At 61.4% G+C, this 20,594-nt stretch carries 20 protein-coding genes; 6 read left to right on the top strand and 14 right to left on the bottom strand.

What is annotated here, in order from left to right; translation table 11 throughout:
• Window positions 1–109 precede the first annotated feature (109 nt).
• A complete protein-coding gene (locus tag J5J10_RS13630) occupies window positions 110–511 on the top strand; it encodes a thioesterase family protein (RefSeq protein ID WP_211930291.1) in 402 nt (133 codons plus the stop codon).
• Between the two features lie 7 nt (window positions 512–518).
• On the opposite strand, the gene J5J10_RS13625 is transcribed toward J5J10_RS13630, so the two are convergent.
• Genes J5J10_RS13625 through J5J10_RS13615 form a run of 3 tightly spaced genes read right to left on the bottom strand, consistent with a single transcriptional unit; the run spans window position 519 to window position 2,384 of the window.
• Window positions 519–1,073, bottom strand: coding sequence for a biotin transporter BioY (locus J5J10_RS13625; RefSeq protein ID WP_211930290.1), 555 nt, complete (start codon window positions 1,071–1,073; stop codon window positions 519–521).
• Window positions 1,074–1,104: 31 nt separating this feature from the next.
• Window positions 1,105–1,707 (bottom strand): energy-coupling factor transporter transmembrane protein EcfT, encoded by a 603-nt coding sequence (locus J5J10_RS13620; RefSeq protein ID WP_211930289.1) that lies wholly within the window; start codon window positions 1,705–1,707, stop codon window positions 1,105–1,107.
• A complete protein-coding gene (locus J5J10_RS13615; protein ID WP_211930288.1) occupies window positions 1,704–2,384 on the bottom strand; it encodes an ABC transporter ATP-binding protein in 681 nt (226 codons plus the stop codon). The genes J5J10_RS13620 and J5J10_RS13615 overlap by 4 nt, the downstream gene beginning before the upstream one ends.
• 142 nt (window positions 2,385–2,526) lie before the next feature.
• Here J5J10_RS13615 and J5J10_RS13610 point away from each other — a divergent pair, with 142 nt between their 5' ends.
• Together J5J10_RS13610 and J5J10_RS13605 are read left to right on the top strand one after the other, a co-directional pair.
• Complete coding sequence (locus J5J10_RS13610; RefSeq protein ID WP_211930287.1) at window positions 2,527–3,717, top strand: winged helix-turn-helix domain-containing protein; 1,191 nt, start codon at window positions 2,527–2,529, stop codon at window positions 3,715–3,717.
• 145 nt (window positions 3,718–3,862) lie between these two features.
• Entirely contained in the window at window positions 3,863–4,279 is a 417-nt protein-coding gene (locus J5J10_RS13605; protein ID WP_208548618.1) for a hypothetical protein, read from the top strand.
• A 13-nt stretch (window positions 4,280–4,292) separates the two neighbouring features.
• Here the strand turns inward: J5J10_RS13605 and ribB are convergent, their stop codons facing one another.
• From ribB to J5J10_RS13590, 3 genes are all read right to left on the bottom strand, one after another.
• The gene (gene ribB / locus J5J10_RS13600) at window positions 4,293–5,393 is read right to left on the bottom strand and encodes a 3,4-dihydroxy-2-butanone-4-phosphate synthase (RefSeq protein WP_208548619.1); all 1,101 of its coding nucleotides are present in this window, start codon (window positions 5,391–5,393) and stop codon (window positions 4,293–4,295) included.
• A gap of 9 nt (window positions 5,394–5,402) precedes the next feature.
• The gene (gene aroC, locus J5J10_RS13595; protein WP_211930286.1) at window positions 5,403–6,497 is read right to left on the bottom strand and encodes a chorismate synthase; all 1,095 of its coding nucleotides are present in this window, start codon (window positions 6,495–6,497) and stop codon (window positions 5,403–5,405) included.
• 132 nt (window positions 6,498–6,629) lie between these two features.
• Window positions 6,630–9,785 carry an EAL domain-containing protein gene (locus J5J10_RS13590; protein ID WP_349252069.1) on the bottom strand — a complete coding sequence of 1,052 codons (3,156 nt, stop codon included), beginning with the start codon at window positions 9,783–9,785 and terminating at the stop codon, window positions 6,630–6,632.
• 279 nt (window positions 9,786–10,064) lie between these two features.
• Here J5J10_RS13590 and J5J10_RS13585 point away from each other — a divergent pair, with 279 nt between their 5' ends.
• The gene (locus tag J5J10_RS13585) at window positions 10,065–10,325 is read left to right on the top strand and encodes a DUF1344 domain-containing protein (protein WP_208548621.1); all 261 of its coding nucleotides are present in this window, start codon (window positions 10,065–10,067) and stop codon (window positions 10,323–10,325) included.
• Window positions 10,326–10,345: 20 nt separating this feature from the next.
• On the opposite strand, the gene J5J10_RS13580 is transcribed toward J5J10_RS13585, so the two are convergent.
• The 4 genes from J5J10_RS13580 to J5J10_RS13565 form a co-directional block, all read right to left on the bottom strand.
• Complete coding sequence (locus J5J10_RS13580; RefSeq protein ID WP_211930285.1) at window positions 10,346–10,936, bottom strand: histidine phosphatase family protein; 591 nt, start codon at window positions 10,934–10,936, stop codon at window positions 10,346–10,348.
• Window positions 10,937–10,952: 16 nt separating this feature from the next.
• Window positions 10,953–11,771 carry an enoyl-ACP reductase FabI gene (gene fabI / locus J5J10_RS13575; RefSeq protein WP_208548623.1) on the bottom strand — a complete coding sequence of 273 codons (819 nt, stop codon included), beginning with the start codon at window positions 11,769–11,771 and terminating at the stop codon, window positions 10,953–10,955.
• Between the two features lie 121 nt (window positions 11,772–11,892).
• Window positions 11,893–13,101: a DnaJ C-terminal domain-containing protein gene (locus J5J10_RS13570; RefSeq protein WP_211930284.1), complete on the bottom strand. Its 1,209-nt coding sequence runs from the start codon at window positions 13,099–13,101 to the stop codon at window positions 11,893–11,895.
• 189 nt (window positions 13,102–13,290) lie between these two features.
• Window positions 13,291–13,743, bottom strand: coding sequence for an RT0821/Lpp0805 family surface protein (locus J5J10_RS13565; protein WP_208548625.1), 453 nt, complete (start codon window positions 13,741–13,743; stop codon window positions 13,291–13,293).
• 64 nt (window positions 13,744–13,807) lie between these two features.
• Between J5J10_RS13565 and pdxH the strand changes: the two genes are divergently transcribed.
• On the top strand, window positions 13,808–14,428 hold the full coding sequence (gene pdxH / locus J5J10_RS13560; RefSeq protein ID WP_211930283.1) for a pyridoxamine 5'-phosphate oxidase: 621 nt from the start codon (window positions 13,808–13,810) through the stop codon (window positions 14,426–14,428).
• A 9-nt stretch (window positions 14,429–14,437) separates the two neighbouring features.
• Here pdxH and J5J10_RS13555 read toward each other — a convergent pair whose 3' ends face one another.
• Together J5J10_RS13555 and J5J10_RS13550 are read right to left on the bottom strand one after the other, a co-directional pair.
• The gene (locus J5J10_RS13555; protein WP_211930282.1) at window positions 14,438–15,475 is read right to left on the bottom strand and encodes a polysaccharide deacetylase family protein; all 1,038 of its coding nucleotides are present in this window, start codon (window positions 15,473–15,475) and stop codon (window positions 14,438–14,440) included.
• Window positions 15,476–15,588: 113 nt separating this feature from the next.
• Window positions 15,589–17,037, bottom strand: a complete 1,449-nt coding sequence (locus J5J10_RS13550) for an MFS transporter (protein ID WP_211930281.1) — start codon at window positions 17,035–17,037, stop codon at window positions 15,589–15,591.
• A 337-nt stretch (window positions 17,038–17,374) separates the two neighbouring features.
• Here J5J10_RS13550 and J5J10_RS13545 point away from each other — a divergent pair, with 337 nt between their 5' ends.
• Window positions 17,375–18,649: a D-alanyl-D-alanine carboxypeptidase gene (locus J5J10_RS13545; RefSeq protein ID WP_211930280.1), complete on the top strand. Its 1,275-nt coding sequence runs from the start codon at window positions 17,375–17,377 to the stop codon at window positions 18,647–18,649.
• A gap of 47 nt (window positions 18,650–18,696) precedes the next feature.
• On the opposite strand, the gene J5J10_RS13540 is transcribed toward J5J10_RS13545, so the two are convergent.
• Window positions 18,697–19,131, bottom strand: coding sequence for a VOC family protein (locus J5J10_RS13540; RefSeq protein ID WP_211930279.1), 435 nt, complete (start codon window positions 19,129–19,131; stop codon window positions 18,697–18,699).
• Window positions 19,128–20,543 (bottom strand): metalloprotease TldD, encoded by a 1,416-nt coding sequence (tldD, locus tag J5J10_RS13535; protein WP_211930278.1) that lies wholly within the window; start codon window positions 20,541–20,543, stop codon window positions 19,128–19,130. The genes J5J10_RS13540 and tldD overlap by 4 nt, the downstream gene beginning before the upstream one ends.
• Window positions 20,544–20,594 lie beyond the last annotated feature (51 nt).

Raw genomic sequence — 20,594 nt, 5'->3', positions numbered from 1 at the left:
TGGCGGATATTTGTCAACAGATGCTGTCATCGGACTTTTTTGACCTGCCCCTGTTCGGCGTTGATCGTTCGCCCTAGACTGCGGTCAATGGCTTAGCAGGGTTTTTTGCATGGAAGATGTAGAACGCGTCGAAACGAGCGAGGTTCGCATTCCCTATCGGGATATCGACCCGGACGGACGCATGCGCGCCGCCGCCTATGTCGATCATGCCGAAATGGCGCTCGCGCATTTCTGGCGCTATCGGCCGCCGCTCGAGGACGAGCCCCTGTTCGTGACCAGCAAGGTCGAGTGCCGCATCTTCCAGCCGCTTCGCCTCGACGACAAGGTCCGCATGGTGGTGACCATCGACAAGATCGGTGGCAAGTCGATCGGCTTCAACGTCTCGATGGAGCGGGGCAGTACGACCGCCGCCGAGGTCGAACTGGTTCGCACCGCAGTCGAGCGCGACGGCGGCGAGCCGACGGGCCTTCCCGAGGATACGCGCGATTGGCTCTACAGCTACCTGAGGTAGGGGCGGGTCAAGCGCGGTGTGGCAGCAGCGGATAGCCGACCATCACCGTCCGTCCGGCGAGTGCCGCGATCACCGCCTTGATCAGGTCGCCCGGTATGAAAGCCATCGAACCGACGATTGCGTTCCGCAGGCCGACATGGAAGGCGAGAACGCCGATCCCGAGCAGATAGACGACGGCGATGCCACCGATGACCGCTGCCGCGAAGAACCCCACGGTTTGCATCGCCGGCGAGATGGCCCGACCGAACCGTTCCGCGATCAGCCCGGTCACAAAGGCGCCGGGGACCCAGCCGAGGAGGAACCCGACCGTCGGTCCGGCGAACACCGCGAGGCCGCCGCGGCCGCCCGACAGCACCGGAAGCCCGATGACCACCAGCAGGATGACAAGCAGAGCCGCCAGAGCGCCGCGCCGGGCGCCGAGGATGACGCCAGCGAGCATGACGCCCAGCGTCTGCAGCGTGATCGGCACGGGAATGAAACCAAGCGTGATAGGCGGCATCAGTCCGAGCGCCACGATGATGGCGGCAAACAGCGAAACGAGTACGAGGTCGCGGGTTTTCATGGCATCCCCCTGAAACAGTCTTGTCGGTCGTTCATCGCTTGCGAATGCCCCGCGCGTCAATGGCGTCGGCAACCTTATCCGCATCGCGCAGCGTCAGGATGATCAGCGGACCGAGAAGCGTCAGAGGTTTCGATTTCAGTCCGCGAGCCTGGTGGGCAAGCTTCAGCGCGTCGTAGCGGGAGACGATATCGGGAAGGAACCGGATAACAAGACCGACGGCAAGTCCGATATCGTCGGCGCGTACACGTCCGAGGCTTTCGAGCGGACGCGCGGCCATCGTGATCGCGGCGATAAAGTCGCCGATCCGCGTGGTTGCCGTGACGGTCGCGGCCGCAAAAACGAGCGCTGTGAGACGCAGCACCGTGACCAGTGCATCGTCGAGCGAGACGAAGACGAGATTGAAGAGAGCGACGATCGTCACGGTCAGCAGGACGAAGGTCAGCGGTGCGATCGCGGACCGTAACCGCTGTCCTAGGCCGAAATAGGATGCGCCGGCAAGCAGCAGACCGAGGCCGAGCCAAGGCACCTCACGCGTGAGAAACAGAAGAACACCGAAGACCATGAGCGCGGCGATCTTCGCACCGGCGGGCATCCGGTAGAGCAGGCCTCGACCCTCGACATAAAGTGTTCTCATCGGAGCGCGATCTCCCGATAACGCTGTATCGCCTCCAGTGGCTCGCCATCGAAGGCAAGTGCGCCTCTGTCGAATACCAGCACGCGATCGAACCCCTCGACTAGGGCGAGGTCGTGGCTGATGACGATCGCCATGCTGTCCAGTCCGGCGACCGCCCGTTCCACCTGCGCCCGGTTTTTCAGGTCCAACTGGTTGGTCGGTTCGTCGAAGATCACGACATCGGGCTCCGTGACCAGCACCGCGGCCAGCGCCGCCAGCTGCAGTTCGCCGCCGGAGAGCTCGTGCGGCCGCCGCGCCTGCAAATGCGCGATGCCGAGCTTGGAGAGAACCGCCTCGACCTTCTCCACCATCTCTGCCTTTCCGAACCCCTTGCCCTTAAGCCCAAGAGCAACGTCGTCGCCGATGATCGGCAGGACGATCTGGTTCGCCGGATGCTGGAAAATGAATCCAGTCCTGCCGCGCAGCGCTTCCGCGTCGCCTACGGTGTCTAGACCCGCCAAGAGCACGCGCCCCTTTGTTGGCTGCGACAGTCCCGCGAGCAGCCGGGCGAAGCTCGTCTTCCCTGAACCGTTGAGCCCGATCACCCCGATGCGGCGTTCCACAAGCGTCAGGGAGAGCGGTTCGAGGGCGGTGTGACGATCGTAGGTCAGCGTGGCGGCATCGAACGTGATGTTCAAGCGGAATATCCCTTCTTTCTCGCTGTCTTCCTATGACCTGTTGCAGGGGCAGTCAAACTAGCCAAATGCCGGGGTTCCGGCACGAAACGGGAAGCGCTGCCAACAGGTTGAACATATCGGGAACATGAGGTAGCGTCCCGGTATGGCGATTCCGATTTCGAATGCTCACGCGCGACGTATCTTTATGGAACGACAGGCATTGTCGCGACCACCCCAGCGAAGCCTCGGGGCGGCTGAACTTTACCAGCTCATCCACGATCTCGGCTTCGTCCAGCTCGACAGCATTCAATGGGTGGAGCGCGCGCATCACCACATCCTGTTCACTCGCAATCAGACCTACAGGCCGGATCATTTGTCGCCGCTCGTCGAGCGGGATCGCCTTCTGTTTGAGCACTGGACGCATGACGCCTCCTTCATTCCGAGCGCTTTCTTCCCCTATTGGAAGCATCGTTTCGCGCGGGAGGAGGCACGTATCCGGGCCAGCTGGCAGAAATGGCAGGGCGACCGCTTCGACGAGAAGAGTTTCGAGGAGACCTTGTCCCACATCACCGAGCGCGGGCCACTGCTGGCGCGAGACCTCAAGTCGGACGACCACAAGTCGGGCGGCTGGTGGAACTGGCATCCCAGCAAGACCGCGTTGGAATTTCTCTGGCATACCGGCAGGCTTGCCATCAGTGCGCGGGAGAACTTCCAGAAGGTCTACGATCTCTCCGAGCGCGTCATCCCCACGGAACACCATGGTGCCGAGGTCGACCACGTCACCTTTGTGGATTGGGCCTGCCGCGAGGCCCTCAAGCGCCTCGGTTTTGCGACCCATGGTGAACTCGCTGCTTTCTTCGATCTGGTGACGCCGGAGGAAGCCAAGCACTGGGTGTCGGATCATCGCGACGAGCTGGCGGAGGTTTTGATCGAGACGGTCGACGGCAAGCCGCGCGCCTCCTTTTCCTTCGTGGCCGATCTGGACAGGCTGCTGGATGCACCGGAGCCGCCGGCAAGGGTGCGAACGCTCAGTCCCTTCGATCCCCTGATCCGCGATCGCAACCGGACAGAACGGCTGTTCGGTTTCTTCTATCGTATCGAAATCTACGTCCCGGAGCCGAAGCGGCAGTATGGCTACTATGTCTTTCCGATGCTGGAAGGGGACCGCATCATCGGCCGCGTCGATATGAAGGCGGATCGCAAAGCCGGGGTGCTCGACGTGCGGCGGCTCTGGCTGGAAACCGGTGTTCGTGCATCTTCCGGTCGGATTGAGAAGGTAGAGGGCGAGCTTGCGCGTGTCGCGCGGTTCGCCGGCCTGGACAGTGTACGGTTACAGGATGGTTGGCTGGGCTGAGGCGGGTGCTTGTCTCCCCGTTTCATTTCATTATTCCTTGCTTCATCGAAACCGTTCGGAGGACGTCCCGGTGCGCCGCTTCTTGTGCTCTTTGTTTTTCGTGCTGGCGGGAGCGTTGCCGCTTCGCGCTGCCCGGGAAGGCGTCGTGATCAAGCCTTCGGGTTTGTCCCCCGTCACCATGGGGATGACAGTCGAGGCGGCGAAGGCAGCGCTCTCGGACTTCCTCATCCCCGATGAAATCGACGAGGCCTGCTTCCTCGCCGCGACGAGCGCGCCAGAGATGGATATGATGTTCGAGGACGGAACGCTCACACGCATCTACGTGATCGATCCGTCGATCAGGACAGAGAAAGGCGTACATGTCGGCAGCAGCGAAGAGGAGGTCAGGGCTGCCTATGGCGAGGCTTTGAAGATCGAGGTCGGCTTCTACGACGAGACCACCAATGTCATGACATATCTGGACGGCGAAAACGGTCTTGTCTTCGAGACCGACGGGATGTCGGTAATAACGATCAGTGCGGGCACAAGAGCCGCCCTCCAATACGTGGAAGGCTGCTCTTGAGGAATCCGTGCTCTTACGCGATTTCCGTGCCGCTGATGCGGATGCCGAATCCCTCAAGGCCCACATAGTGCCGTTCGCGCGACGCGTAGAGTTTGATTGATGTGACACCGAGATCCTTGAGGATCTGCGCGCCGAGACCGATCTCCAGCCATTCGCTCTCGCGCGCCTGGGCCTCCTGGTGTGCTTCGCGGTCGAACTTGCCAGCACGGGCAGTCGTAGACGCGCCGACACCCACCGATCCCTCACGAAGATAGACGATGACGCCGCGGCCCGCTTCGGCGATCCGCTTCATGATCGCCTCGATCTGTCGATCCTTTCCGAACACATCCTTGCCGACATGCTCTAGGTGCAGACGCACCGGAATGTCCTCTCCGTCCCTGATATCGCCGAAGACAAGAGCGAGATGCTGCATCGGATCCCAGGGCAGCGAATAGGCATGCGCCTTGGCCCGACCATAGGGCGTTTCGACATCGAAGCTCGAAGCAAGCTGGATCAGCGTTTCCTTGCGCTGACGGTAGGCGATGAGGTCAGCGACCGAAACCTGCTTCAGCCCGTGTTTTTCGGCAAAGGCCGTAACCTGCGGCCCCCGGGTGACCGTGCCGTCGTCATTGACGAGTTCGCATATGACGCCAACGGGTGGCAGCCCGGCGAGTTTGCACAGATCGACTGCGGCCTCGGTATGGCCTGAGCGCATCAGCACGCCGCCCTCCCTGGCGACCAGCGGAAAGATATGGCCCGGGCGCACGAAATCGGCCGCCCCGCTGTTCGGATTGGCAAGGTTGCGAACCGTCAGCGTCCGATCGTCGGCAGAGATGCCCGTCGTCGTTCCATGCTTGAAATCGACCGACACCGTGAAGGCTGTCGTGTGGGCACTGTCGTTTTCCGCCACCATGGCGGTCAGGTTGAGACGCTTGGCTTCTTCCCGGGGCATTGGCGCACATACGATGCCGGAGGTGTGGCGGACGATGAATGCCATCTTCTCAGCGGTGCAATGGACGGCCGCGACGATCAGGTCGCCCTCGTTTTCGCGGTCGTCATCATCCGTCACCACGACGATCTCGCCGGCCTCAAAGGCACGGATGGCGTCGACGACGCGTTTCTGGTCATAGGCCATTGGCAAACCTCACTTCAGGCGGCCGGTCTGGCCGCGATCTCTCAGATAATGGTCCGCCAGGATGCAGGCCAGCATCGCCTCACCGACAGGTACCGCGCGGATTCCGACACAGGGGTCGTGGCGGCCCTTGGTGCGGACGTCGACATTCTTGCCATCAGCATCGATCGACTTCCGTTCCGTGAGAATGGAGGAGGTCGGCTTGATGGCGAAACGCGCCACGATGGGTTCACCCGTCGAGATCCCGCCGAGAATGCCGCCGGCATGGTTCGAGAGGAACAGCGGCTTTCCGTCATTGCCCATGCGCATTTCGTCGGCGTTTTCCTCACCGGTGATCGAGGCCGATTCGAAACCGTTGCCGATCTCCACACCCTTGACGGCGTTGATCGACATCAGCCCCGCGGCGATCTCCTGATCGAGTTTGCCGTAGATCGGTGCGCCAAAACCGGCCGGCACACCTTCGGCCACCACCTCGATCACAGCCCCCACGGAGGAGCCGGCTTTTCTGATCTCATCGAGATAAGCTTCCCAGACGGGAACGATGGCAGCGTCCGGAGCGAAGAACGGGTTATTGTTCACCTCGGCCCAGTCCCAGTTGTTTCGGTCGATCCTGTGTTTGCCGATCTGCACAAGCGCGCCGCGGATCGTTACGTTGGGCAAGACGAGCCGGGCAATGCCGCCAGCGGCAACACGGGCTGCTGTCTCGCGCGCCGAGGAGCGCCCGCCGCCGCGATGGTCGCGGACGCCATACTTGACGTCATAGGTGTAGTCGGCATGTCCGGGACGGTACTGACGCGCGATCTCACCATAGTCCTTGGAGCGCTGATCGGTATTCTCGATCATCAGCGAAATGGGCGTGCCGGTCGAAACGAGGCTGCCATCCTCCTGCGGCATGACACCGGAGAGGACCTTGACGAGATCGGCCTCGCGACGCTGCGTCACGAAACGCGACTGGCCGGGTTTCCGCCGGTCGAGCCAAACCTGCAGGTCCTCCGGCGTGAAACGGAGACCGGGCGGGCAGCCATCGACAACGGCGCCGAGCGCGGGGCCGTGGCTTTCGCCCCAGGTGGTGACGCGGAACAGGTGACCGAAGGTATTGTGCGACATCGCGTTTATGACCGGCTGCGGAGCGTCTTTGCCCCTCTGTTTTCAAGCGGGCACACTCTTACGGGAAAGCCGGACGGCGGGAAAGCCCTTCCTGTGCATCCACGCATGACACGCTGTTCACCTGTCGAAGGATCAGGAGGCCTTCGGCAGCACGGTCGTATTGGCGAGTTCGACAAACTCGTCGAACGACAGCGGCTTGGCGAATGCGAATCCCTGCAGGATGTCGCATCCGAGTTCTCGAAGCAGATGCGCGTGTTGCGGTGTTTCCACCCCTTCCGCCACCGACTCGATACCCAGCGAGCGGGCGATGTCGATGATCGAGCGCACCAGCGTCCGTTCCTGAGGAGAGTCGAGGATCGGCATCACAAGCTGCCGGTCGATCTTCAGCCGCTTGGGCTTGAGCTTCAGCAGGCTGACGATGGAGGTGTGGCCGGTGCCGAAATCGTCAATTTCGATGTCGATCCCCAGCGCTTTGATCCGTTCGATGTTGTGGACGGTGACATCGTCGCTGTCATCGAGAAAGATCGATTCCACCAGTTCGAAGCAGATTTCCCCGGGAGACAGGGCAAGCCCTGTCAGGCTGTCGATCAGCGCCTCGTCGTGAAGGCGCTTGGATGACACGTTGACGGAGATCTTCGGTAGCATGATGCCGCGTGCTGTCAGACGCATCTTGTCCCGGAGGGCAAGTTCCAGCACGAGCTGATCGATGCGTGCCATGACGTTGAGTTCTTCGGCCGTCTTCAGGAACGCGCCAGAGGGCAGCACACCGCGTTCCGGGTGATTCCACCGAACCAAAGCCTCCGCTCCGGTCATATGCATCGTGCTGGCGTCATATTGCGGCTGATACCAGACGGTGAATTCGTCGCGCTCCAGTCCCGCCAGCATTTCATCGGCCATGCGCTTGCTGTTGACGATGTTCGCTTGCAGTTCGTGGGTGAAGAACTGGAAGCCGTTTCGGCCCTTTTCCTTTGCCTGGTAAAGCGCGATGTCGGCGTTCACGAGGATCTTTCGCGCGTCGATATGCGTGCCGTGAGCCTGGGCGATGCCGATCGAGACGCCGCAGCGGCATTGGAAACCCTCGAAATCGATCGGGCGGCTCATTTCCTCGATGATGCGCGAAGAGAGTGCGGCAAGCGCGTCCGGGCCTGATGTCTCCGTCGCCAGGATGACGAATTCGTCGCCGCCGATCCGCGCGACGATGTCTCCCCGCCTGACGTGGCGCATTAGAACTTGCGACGCGTGCACCAGCATCGCATCGCCTGCGGCATGTCCCAGGGTGTCGTTGATCGTCTTGAACCGGTCGAGGTCGAGATGCAGGATCGCGAACTTGATGCGGCGCGATTGGCTTTCTCGTGACAGGGCATCAAGCTCCATGTCGATCTTGCGGCGATTGCCAAGTGAGGTCAGAGGGTCGTGCAGCGAGTTGTACTCGATGCGCGCCTTCGTCAGCTCCAGTTCAATATTGCGGGCGTCGGCCTCCTCCTTGGCAACCTTCAATTCCTCCGTCAGGAGCACGTCGGCAGTCACATCGAAGGCTATCCCGATGATTTTCTGGTTTCCGTCGCGACCCGTGTGCACCTGGCCGACGGACCGGACGTAGCGGAAATCCCCATCGGGCAGCAGGATGCGCTGGATGCTCTGCAGGGTGGTATGGCGGCGGATCGCCTGGTTGGTCGTATCAAGCACGGATCGGCGGTCGTCCGGATGGATGCAGCCCAGCCACTGCTCTTCCGTCACGCGCTCGGCGCTGAAGGGGAGACCGTACAACTGATGCATGCGCTCGTCCCAGATGGCACCGCCATTGGTCAGGTCCGCTTCCCAGATGCCGCAATTATAGGAGGCGAGGGCGAGATCGAACTTGTGCGACAGCTCGGCCAGCTCATGTTCCCGGCTCGACAGTTCGTCCAGCGCCAGCTCAAGCTCGGCGTTCTTGATGTCGCTGGTTTCCTTGGCGTTCTGCAGGTCACGGTTCATCAGCACGTCTGATGTCACGTCCCAGACGATGCCGGTAAACTTCGTCTTGAAATCGGGGGTGGTCGAGCAGGAACTGACGAGCCGGAGATGGCGGATCGAGCCGTCTTCCAGCCTCACCCGGTAGATGATGTCCAGAATCTGGTTCTCTCCGGCCTTGCGGAGAAAGCGGAAGGAATCGTCGACGAATTTCATGTCGTCCGGATGGACTGCCTGTTGCCAGTCCGAGATACGGTTGACACTTTCCTTGTCACAAGGAGCGCAGCCGTGAAGTTGCGAGCTGCGGTCGTCCCAGTATAGTCTGTGTTCCGGCTCCCACGCTTCCCAGACGCCGATACTTGCGGCGTTCATGGCGAGGTCGAACCGCTGCGACAGCTCGACCAGCTTCTCTTCGCGCGTGCGCAGCGTGGCGATGTTGCGGTTCCGCTCTCCGAGAAGCAGCGTTGCGAAGAAGATCGGCACGATCAGCATCAGCGAGGTTGCCGCTACAAAAACGCGGAAGGATATTTTTGCCGGATTTTGGACGTCCCAGCCGCCGGCGGGGACGGCAATGATCTGCCATTTACCCCCCGGAACAGGAATCTCGCGAACCACCGGCGCGAGGGATTGAGGCACATCCGGACCATGGATCATCGTCACCTTGCCATCGTCGGCGATCTGCCGGATCGTCAGCACGAGATCGACACCATCCGCCGCCGACCGCTCTGCAAGGGAAGTCAGGCCAACGGCCTTCATCAAATCATCCTTGTGCAGCGTCAGAGCGAGCGCGCCCCAGTCCTGCTTGGACGTGCTGTCGCCCACGGTCATGGGGACGGCAAGAGAGAGAAAGCCGGTCGGATCATACTTCATCGATGCTGAGGTCGATCCGTTGTCGCGAGCCGCTTTCAGTTCATCGATGTGTTGGCGGGTCAGCGCGCGGGTGTCGCCCTTGAGATCGGGAGCCGGTCTCACCGAGTGCAACCCGTACCCGGGCGCAAGTCCCACCGAGGCGATGTGATCGTGCCGCTCCATCAGCCGGTCGGCCATTTCGCTCAGGTCATCGAGGCTCGTGTCCGCGCGTGTGCGCAAGGTGTCTCTCAGCTGTTCGGCGGCTGCAAGGTCGGCCGACAATCGATGTTCGACCGCCGCGGCAACCATGGTCACATCCTTGCCGATCATATCGATAAGCGTGGCGCGGTTCGCATCGCTGTTTTTCTGATCGAGATGAAAGGCCGCGCCGATGATGGCAAGCGCGGCAAGAACGGCGCCGGTGAACATCACCAGCGAACGGGCGCGCGTGCCCGGAGCTTGATCTTTTCCCGATAGTGTCAGTCTCACTCGTGATCGCCCCCGATGCCCTTGTATTTCAGAGGTAATTCTTCGCGGTTAATTTATGATTGAATGGACTGGCAACGGGTCAGGCAGCGCCTCCAAAAAGGCATTATCCGGGGAAAAACAGCCGTGCCCTGCTGCCCGTCTTCGCGTCCGGCTTGATTGCGAGGCGTAATCCGGTCATCAATCTCGGAACTGTCATGTTTGCGAGCAACTTTCGCCGTATTTGGGAGGATAGTTTTGTTGAGCCGTTCATTTCTCTCGATAACTGCCAGGGTTGTTCACATGCGACTGATGATTTCCGTGCTTCTGGCAATTGCCGGTCTTCTTTCCCCGCTGCACGCCAACGCCGAAAGCGCGGACGTGGAGGCCCGGATCAGGAATGTCGACGTCAATGGCCTCAGCCTGACGCTTGAAGATGGCAAGACCTACGCTGTCCCCGAAGAATTCAACTTCGAAGGCCTGGAAGCCGGTGTGAACGTCATCGTGTTCTATACCGAGGTCGACGGAAAGCGCGTGGTCGATGATCTGGAGATCATCCAGTAACGACAGTGTCTACCGGCCTGTCACAGCCAGCTGGTGATGCCGTCGTCGCGGTCTATTTTCAGAATACGATCCTGCGGAATATTCATCTCGCAGGCGTCGTCGGCGGGTCGACCATCGACGAGTTTCATGACGGTGCGCATGACCCCGCCATGGGCAACGCAGATGGTCGGCTGGGACACCTCGCCAAGCCAAGCGCCTACGCGCCATGACAGGATTTCGTAGCTCTCCGCGTCCGTTCCAGGCGGAATGAAGTCCCATTTACCTGCGGCCCGCGCAGCGATCTTGTCTGGAAACTCCAGTGCCAGCTCGTGGAAGGTATGGCCTTCCCAGTCGCCAAAGCTGATTTCCTTCAGCCGGCCGTCGGTTCGGTAGGCAAGGGGACGCAGGCCCATTGCCGACCGTAACAATTCCATGGTCTCGCGTGTCCGCGACAGAGGCGATGCCACGAAATCATAGTCGGCTGCCGCGTCCCCGATCAGCGACGCGAGCATTTCACCATTGCCGGTCGCCTGACCGCGACCGGTGTCGTTGAGCGGGATGTCGTGCTGCCCTTGGAAGCGCCCCTCGGCGTTCCAGTCGGTTTGCCCGTGGCGGATCATATAGATGAGCACGGGACCTCCGGGCCACTCACTCCTTGACGACGGAGATGTCAGGCGCGTCCACCGCCTTCATGCCGACCGTGTGATAGCCGGAATCGACATGGTGCACTTCGCCGGTGACCCCGGTGGAAAGATCGGACAAAAGATAGACGCCCGACTTGCCGACTTCCTCGATCGACACCGTGCGCTTCAGCGGTGCGTTGTATTCGTTCCACTTGAGGATATAGCGGAAATCGCCGATGCCGGAGGCGGCCAGCGTCTTGATCGGGCCGGCCGAGATCGCGTTGACGCGAATGCCGCGTCCACCCATGTCGACGGCGAGGTAACGCACCGACGCCTCGAGCGCCGCCTTGGCGACACCCATGACGTTGTAGTGCGGCATGACCTTTTCGGCGCCGTAATAGGTGAGCGTCAGCAGCGAACCGCCGTCATTCATGATCGCTTCGGCGCGATTTGCAACGGCCGTGAAGGAGTAGACCGAGATATCCATCGACTTCGCGAAGTTTTCGCGGCTGGTGTCGATGTAGCGGCCTGTGAGCTCGTCCTTGTCGGAAAAGGCGATGGCATGCACGACGAAGTCGATCTTGCCCCATGCCTTCTCGACGTTCGCGAAGACCTCGTCAATCGTCGCCAGGTCGGTAACGTCGCAATGGCCGGCCATAAGCGCGTCCAGTTCCTGCGCCAGCGGCTCGACGCGCTTCTTCAGAGCATCGCCCTGCCAGGTCAGCGCAATTTCCGCGCCCGCTTCGCGACAGGCCTTTGCAATCCCCCATGCGATGGAACGATTGTTGGCAACACCCATGATGACGCCGCGCTTGCCTGCCATCAGACCAGAACTCTGGGCCATTCCATGCTCCTTGATGCTTTTAATCAAGTCTGCCTATGGCATAGCCGGCACGGGCGTTCAAGCTACCGCGGATCATCTACTGTTTGGTGGCGTAACAAAGGGTGTATCTGTCATCAAACCGTTATAAAAACAGGCCTTCACGCATCAGGCGCATGAGATCGGTGACCTTTTCGTCGGGCTTTTCCCACAGGAGGACCCTGACCTCCACCAACAGGTTGCCGCGTCCGCCTTGGCCGTCCGGCAAGCCCTTGCCCTCGATGGTCAGTATCTGGTCCGATCCGGACCAGGCGGGCACTGTCAGCTCAATCGGACCTTCGGGACCCTCAACCGACGTTTCGCATCCGAGAACCGCATTTTCGAGTGTCACGGGCAGAACGGTACGGATATCAAGCCCATCGGCGCGGAATTTCTCCGACTTCAAGACCTTAAGCGTGACGACGACATCGCCGCGCTGCATGCCGTTGAGCTTGAGCCCTTGACCCTTGACGCGGACGGTATCGCCATCGGTGAGGCCCCCGTCGAGCGGCACGCGAATGTCGCGGCCATCCGCAAGGGTCGCGGTGATGGAGACGGTGTTGATCAGGTCATCGATCGCGACGGTCGCATCAATGAAAAGATCTGGCGCCTTCTCCGGCGGCGGCTGAACCCCGCGCAGCCTGCGCACAAGCGAGGTAATCAGTTCGAACGGGCCGAGCGTGCGGCCGGAATTCTCCGCCGTTCCTTCGCCCTCTGCCGCGTCCTGCGTTCCCTCGCCATCGCGGCGCATATTTTCCGCGGCGGCTTGCGCCTCCGGCGATGCGCCAAAAATCCGGGACACCACGTCTTCCGGGCTTTCGGACTTTTCAGCCTGCGGCGCCTCGGGTTTGGGTGCAGAGGGCTTTGCCTGAGCCTGGGGCTGAGGCTTCTGCCCCCCATTCGACTGGGGCGATTGGGTAGACGACTGAGCGGCCTGCATGGCAGCCTGCGTCGCCTTTTCAGCCTTGGCCTTCTCCGCTTCGGCTTTTGCCAATTCGGCAAGGATGCGCTCGGCGTTGGCCTTGGCGACCTTTGCCCGTTCGGCGGCTTCGCGTGCGGCTTCGCGCTGCTGCATGATCGTCTGTTCGCGTGCCCGCGCTTCGGCCATCAAACGCTGCTTGTCGTAGCGACTGCGCTTGCTTGGGTCCTTCAACACCTCGTAGGCCCTCCCGACCTCGGCGAACCGTTGGGTTGCGTGCGGGTCGTCCCGGTTCTGGTCCGGGTGAACGGATTTGGCCTTGGCGCGCCAGGCCGCCTTGATTTCCTCGGCGTCTGCATCCCGCTTTACGCCGAGGATAGAATAAGGATCACGCATCAAAGATCACCGACTGAAAACATGACTGGCGTGCAGGATCATCTGCCGCGCCCGATCTTGAACCCACTGCGCCGCTCGCCATCCGCGGACGTCCCATTCCGCGGATCATGACAACAACTTGCTAATTAGAGGTTACGGCCGTTGTCGCCGCTCGGGCGGCTTTGACCCGTTTTGCGACAGCACCGGCGATCAGCGTTCGCGATCGAAGGCGAGCAGGTTCCACTTGCCGTCGCCGGTCATGCAAGTCTTGCCGTCGAACCTTGCTATGCCGTCATAGGCGTGACGGGTCGTGGTGAATTCGCGGCAAACCGTCGTCCCATCACGATTCTCGCGGATCACGCTGATGACGCCCGCGCTGCCCGTCGCGGCGTTGGCCCATGGAAGCGGATTCGCGCCGACCTTCTCGAGGTCCGCCGAGGAAACGGCATTCTGTACCGTAATCTCATCCGTGCTTCCGCCCGGGCGGCCTTTGGCGACAGTGCTAGTGGAGATCGACCGGTCGACCTTCTCGCCCCCGAAAAGATCAAGCCCCCCGCCGACACAGCCGCTCAGGGACAGGCCGATGGCGGCTAAGGCAGGTAGGACGCGAAGCCGCATCTTGAACCCCTTTGTGTCGTCATTCGACTTTGCTATGTCTTCCAAGGCATCCAGTCCAGTCGTACGAGGCCGGGCATCCAGAATGTCGTTCAGGAGCAATTGAATCAATATGTCGGACTCATTGTTAACAACTGGTGACTTTACGGAAGAGAACGAGCCTTTCGCCCTCTTCGGGGCCTGGTTGAAGGATGCCGAAGCCTCGGAACCAAACGATCCCAATGCGGTGGCGGTTGCAACCGTCGACGAAAACGGCCTTCCGAACGTCAGGATGGTTCTGCTCAAGGGCTTTGATGCCAGGGGCTTCGTCTTCTACACCAATTTCGAAAGCCAGAAGGGACGTGAAATCCTTGGCCAGAAGAAGGCGGCCATGTGTTTTCACTGGAAATCGCTGCGCCGCCAGGTGCGTCTGCGCGGCGACGTGGAGGTTGTGAGCGACGCTGAAGCCGACGAGTACTTTCGCTCCCGGCCGGTCGGCAGCCGTATCGGCGCCTGGGCCTCGAAACAGTCGCGCCCGCTCGAAGGCCGTTTTGCGCTCGAAAAGGCCGTGGCAGAATACACCGCTCGCTACGCTATCGGCGATATTCCGAGGCCTCCGCATTGGTCGGGCTTCCGAATCAAGCCTGTGTCGATCGAGTTCTGGCATGATCGCAAGTTCAGGCTGCATGACCGGATCGAATTCCGCCGGGACACGCCGGATGGCGACTGGAACAAGGTACGCATGTACCCCTGAGGGTGTCGCTCAGCCGCCCGTCAGTTTGAACGGAATGCCGCTTGCAAGCGCCGAGACATAGCGTGCCTTCTGGAAATGGCCGTTGAGAGAAATCCGCGGCAGTGCGATGGCCCGATTGACGTCAGTTGCACTCAGCGTTCCGGGCCGGGTGGTGACCGCCACGTCAAAGCCGCATCCGCCCACGGCCGCGATCGTTGTGTCGCTGACGCTGCGGCCATCACCATAGGGATAAGCGAAGGTGGTCGGGCGTGTGCCTGTGATGGATGCGACGTAGTCCGCCGAGTCTGCAAGCTCGGACGTCACCTCGTTTTCCCCAAGGACGGCAAGCGCGCGGTGACTGACGGTATGTGCGCCCAAGCTCGCGAGCGGTTCTGCCGCCAGGGCTCGAAGCTCGTTTCCATCCATCACCAGGTTCTTCGTCAGCGCTGGGGCATCGATCCCACGTTCCGTTGCCAGGGAAACCAGTCTTGCGGTCGCATCCGCCTCGTCCTTGCTGGTGATCGCCTGACCGATCGCGGCAGCCGCTGCATATCGTTCGTCGCGCGTTCCCAGAGGATACCGGCGCATGCCGTCGCCACTGTCGAATTCCAGCGGTTCATCCTGGTTGACGAGCTTTTCGAGGATTTCCCACCACAAGACATGGGTACGTTCGGAAAAGCCCTTGCAGACGAAGACGGTGAACGGCACGCCGTGGCGCTGGAAGACGGGGAGGGCATGCTCGGCATTGTCGCGAAACCCGTCATCCAGCGTGAAGACCGCGAACGGAGCATCGCTGCTGCCGGACATCAGGATTTGCGGAACGTCCTCAAGCCGCACGAACCTGTATCCGTCGGCCTTAAGACTTCGGATCGCAGTGTCCAGGAATTCGGGTGTGATTTCGAGATGGGCGTTGATCGGCGCCTGCCGAGGCATGTATGGCCGCACGTGATGGAGCGTGAAGATGGCGCCGCGTCCGCGCGCGCCTGAGAGAAGGCGGAGGCTTTGCAATATGTAGGCGGCCTCCAGTCCACCCGTGATGATGGCGCGCTTGACCTGGTTTTTCAGCATGGCTGTCGTTCCCCGTTGGCCGCATCCTTCGCGCGCGGCTGCCTCGTTCGTCGCGCGGAACGATAGTCGCGAGCCGTTAAGCGACGCTGAATCCTATCCTTCACGCGGAAGCGTCAGGATCGAGACGAGGATCGCCTCATGGCACGCCATCCGGCAGCGACTGCGGGAATGGCCCAGGCAACGGCCGCTAGAAACGCAAAGGTCAGCGGCTGACGAACGGCGTCACCGCTCGACTGCTCGGCAAGGCCGCCGGCATTCGCCGCGAACCCGCACAGCGCCCCGCCGATCGCGAAGCCCGTGGATTGCAGCGTCGGCAAGAGCGCCGAGGTCTTGTCGCGCTCCGTCGCCGGGGTCGCCATCATCGATGTCTGGCTGATGAAGGCCCAACTGATACCGAAGCCGCTGCCGATGAAAATCTGTCCGGCGATGATCGCCGCCAGCCATCCGCCGGAGATACCGATCAGGATGCAGATCAATCCGACGACCTGAAGCATCGGCCCGGCCCAGAGGGTCTGCCGCTGCTGGCCGACGCCTGAAACGTGGGCGACGAGGATGGCCGACACGCTCCAGCAGATCGCCATCAACGCTCCGATCGCTCCGGCCAGCGTGGGTGAGAAACCGAAAAGGTTCTGCAGGGCGAACACCAGATAAACGCTGCTTGTCGCCTGCGCCACGGCCATCAGGAAGACGATCCAGAGGGTGAGGCCGGGCAGGCCGCTTGTGGAGAAGGCGGCGGTTGGAAGTATGGAGGAAGCACCGGAGCGCCGGTCGATCCGGATGAGCAGGAGGATGGCCAGTGCCGATGCGATGATCAGTGCCGCCGACGCGCTGATCGTGCCGGCAATCGCGGCAAGCATCACTGCACCAAGAGCGAATGACAGAATGATGAGGCGCAACCCCGGCAGCCGGAGTGGTCGCGGCGCGGCGCCGGTTTCTCTTTTCGGCGCAATCAACACCGCCAGCGCGAGAAACAGCAGTATAATCGGCAGGTTGACGTGGAATGCCATGCGCCAGGAAACGTGTTCGGTCAGCAGACCGGCAGCAACCGGTCCTCCGAAGGCCGCCGCCGCCCAGACGCCGGCCTCCACCCCGAACACCTTGGGGACGAGGCGTTCAGGAAACATATCCGGTATGAGTGCATAGCAAAGGGCGGCCACCAGACCTTCCCCGAAGCCTTGCAACAATCGTCCACCCAGCATGGTCGGCATGTCGGACGCCGTTCCGGCGATCAGGGTTCCGCCGAGAAAGATGATCGCCGCGCCGACAAGCGTCGCTCTCGCGCCATACCGCATCTTGAGGAGCGCGGCGCATGCGCCGGCAACGATCGAGGCAGCCAGATAGAGGCTGAGCGACCAGGAAATGAGGGAGGCGCCATCGAGTTCCGCAACTGCGCTTGGCAGCACGGTCGAGACGAGGAAACCATTGAAGGCATAGAGAGCCACGCCGATGCAGAGCATCAAGGTTGTCAGAGCGTACCGCGGTTCCAGGAGTTCCGCCCAGCCTGCCCGCAACTCGTCACCGGCTGTTGCCGCCGCTGCCTGTTCACTCCGTTGATCCATCATGTCATTCCTCTGCACTGATGGCGGACGCTACAACCTCGAGTGCCGTTGAGGTAAAGCGCTTTTTTTCCGGAGCGCGGAAATCTTCACCGCCGAAGATTTTGGCCATCGCGAAACGGCTGCGATGGTGCAGCGATTAGGACTTTCGTCCGATTGTATCGGCCACAGTCTTCGCGCAAGGATATTTACGCATTTTTAACCGTAACAATTTGAGACCGCGTTTCCGTGCGATTGTTGCCCCATTTTGGCACTACTGCACCCCGCATGCCCATTTTGGCCGGTAGGCCGGCTCGCCGGCGATCGCCGGCCACAATCGATATTTTCCGGATTGAGGGGACGTATGAAGAAGCTGTTGATCGCCGTATCCTGCCTTGCTGCATTGGTTCTTGCACCCCAGTTGGCTTTGGCAGGCAGCGCCCAACTTCTGCTCGATGCTCGAACCGGTCGTGTTCTTGCCTCGGAAAATCCCGATGAGCTCAATCACCCGGCCTCCCTAACGAAGATGATGACGCTTTACATGACCTATGACGCGATCCGCCGCGGCAAGTTGTCTTGGAGCAGCAAGGTCCCGTTTTCGAAACACGCGTCCGCCCGGCCGCCAACCAAGCTGTGGGTGAAACCCGGCGATTCCATCACCGTCCGCGAGGCCGTCATGGCCTTGATCGTCGTCTCCGCGAACGATGCCGCGGCCGCGCTGGCGGAAAAGCTCGGCGGCACCGAAAGCCAGTTTGCGGAAATGATGACGGAGCGGGCGAGGGCGCTTGGAATGACGCGCACCGTGTTCCGCAACGCCTCCGGTCTTCCCGACAAGCGGCAGGTAACGACGGCTCGCGATATGTCCACGCTGGGTGTAGCGCTGCTTCGGGATTTTCCGGAGGAATACAAGCTCTTCAACACCAAGAGCTTCGCCTTCCGGGGCAAAACAATCCGTGGTCACAACAATCTCATGTATCGCTATCGCGGTATGGACGGCATCAAGACCGGCTACACCAATGCCTCTGGCTTCAATCTGGTGAGCGCGGTTAGCAAGGGCGATCGTCGTGTGATCGGGGTCGTGATGGGTGGCCGCACGGCAAAGAGCCGCGACAAGATCATGGAGAACCTGATCGACGGCTATATCGGGCAAGCGTCGGGAGGCTCGCGCCTCGTAGCGAGTTCCGGCTCGGCGTCGGCCGTGCTCGCCCGTCTTGGTGACAACGTGCCCGTTCCGACGCCGCGCCACGACAGAATCGCTGCCGTCATTGGCATGGCCGAGGCGAATGCGCCCGTCCCGACCGCCCGCATCGAGACAGCCTATGCCGGAGAGGCCGCAGCTTCTGCGACGCTGTCGCGGCAGACGGCCACCGAAGCGGTGCTATCACCGCCCGCCGGTGGCTGGCAGATCCAGATCGCGGCGGCGGAAACGAAGCAGGCTGCGCTCGACCTTTTAAGCCGCGTCCAGTCCGAAGTCGGCGGTCCCCTTTCGGGACTGCAGACCTACACCGAGGCGGTCGATACCGGCGGCAAAACCCTCTACCGAGCCCGTTTCGTCGGTTTTTCCGACAAGGACGACGCATGGGCCGCATGTGCGACGCTCAAGAAGCGTTCGATGGCGTGCCTCGCTGTGCAGGGGTGACCTAGCCCTTACGAAACGCCCTATCAATAAGCTGAAGGCCCACGCTTTTAGAAGCGATCCGTCAAGGGTCGCTCGCCCAGATCCTCGAACAGCCGCAGCAGATAGCCATCCGGATCGGCAACGACGAACTGCCGGTTGCCGACCTCGGCATCATCGCGGCGATACCATCGTTCTTCGAGTGGTATGTAAAGCGAGATCCCGGCTGAGCTCAGCCGATCGATAATCACCCACACATCCGGCACCCGTATCTGGACGTTCAGGCCTCGACCCAAAGGTTTTTCAAGAGGAGCTTCCAAAAGCTCGAAGGTGCGACCGGCGCCAATCTGGTCGATCATGAGTTGTGCATCGCCCAGTCGAAGGAAGCAGAAGCCTTCCTCCGGTCGCTCATAGGCGACGGTAAAGCCGATCACATCCACGTAGAACGACCGGCTGGCTTTCCAGTCGGTTACGGCAAATTCGGGAACGAGGGCGTTTTCTCTCAAGCCTTCGTGCCGCCCACCGTCACCTGATCCATCCGCAGATGCGGTTGGCCGACGCCAACGGGGACCCATTGGCCGGCCTTGCCGCAATTGCCGATGCCGCGGTCAAGCGACATGTCGTTGCCGATCATGGAAATCCGCTTCATGGCGTCGGGACCGTTGCCGATCAACATCGCACCCTTCACCGGCGCGCCGATCTTGCCGTTCTCGATCAGGTAGGCCTCCGTGCAGCCGAACACGAACTTTCCCGAGGTGATATCCACCTGGCCGCCGCCGAACGACACGGCATAGATTCCCTTCTTCACGGAGGAAATGATCTCCTCGGGCGTCTTGTCGCCCGAAAGCATGTAGGTGTTCGTCATGCGCGGCATCGGCTGGTGCGAATAGCCCTGACGACGTCCGTTGCCGGTCGGCTTCATTCCCATGAGGCGGGCATTCTGTCGGTCCTGCATATAGCCGACGAGGCGACCGTTCTCGATCAGCACGTTGTAGGCCGACGGTGTGCCTTCGTCGTCGACGGTGATGGAGCCGCGCCGGCTGTCGATCGTGCCGTCATCGACAACGGTCACGCCGGGCGAGGCGACCATCTCACCCATGAGGTCCGCAAATGCGGAGGTCTTCTTGCGATTGAAGTCGCCTTCCAGTCCATGGCCGACCGCTTCGTGCAGCATGACGCCCGGCCAGCCGGCGCCGAGAACGACGTCCATGGTGCCGGCGGGGGCGTCGACTGCTTCAAGGTTGACCAGCGCCTGGCGCAAGGCTTCGTCGGCCCCGAGCCTCCAGCTTTCCTCGGTCAGGAAATCGGAAAACGCGACACGTCCGCCAGTCCCGTAGGATCCGCTTTCCTGACGATCACCGTCGCCGGCAACGACGGAGACGTTGATCCGGGTCATCGGCCGTATATCCCGCACCCGGTGACCATCCGCCCGAAGAATTTCGACGACCTGCCAGCTGGCTGCGATCGAGGCGCTGACCTGTCGCACCTTCGGATCCTTGTCCCGAAGGTAGGCATCGATCTCGGCAAGCAGCTTCGCTTTCTCCTCGAAGCTCGGAGAACCGATCGGGTTTTCATCGGTATAGAGTTTTGTGTTCGTCCGCTGCGGAGCGGCTGCATAGGAGCCGGAATAGCCGCGCGTTACCGCGCCCACCGCATCGGCCGCGCGGCTGAGCGCTGCGACTGAAAGATCGCCGGCATGCGCATAGCCGACGGCTTCACCCGCGACGGCACGCAAGCCAAAGCCCTGGTCCGTGTTGAAGCTGCCGCCCTTCATGCGACCGTTGTCGAAGGTCAGCGATTCCGATTGGGCGTGCTCTACAAACAGTTCGCCATCGTCGGCTCCGTCTAGCGCTTCGGCGACCCGTCGGGTGAGGGTGGTCTCGTCGCAATCAAACAGAGTAAGAAGGTCGCTCGTCATCATCGTCTCCTGGGTTGAGACCCATGTAGGCGCGATGAACCCCAGGGGCAA

It is taken from the genome of Ciceribacter sp. L1K23, assembly GCF_018122705.1.
Classification (GTDB): domain Bacteria; phylum Pseudomonadota; class Alphaproteobacteria; order Rhizobiales; family Rhizobiaceae; genus Allorhizobium.
This window is presented reverse-complemented; position numbering and strand designations above follow the sequence as displayed.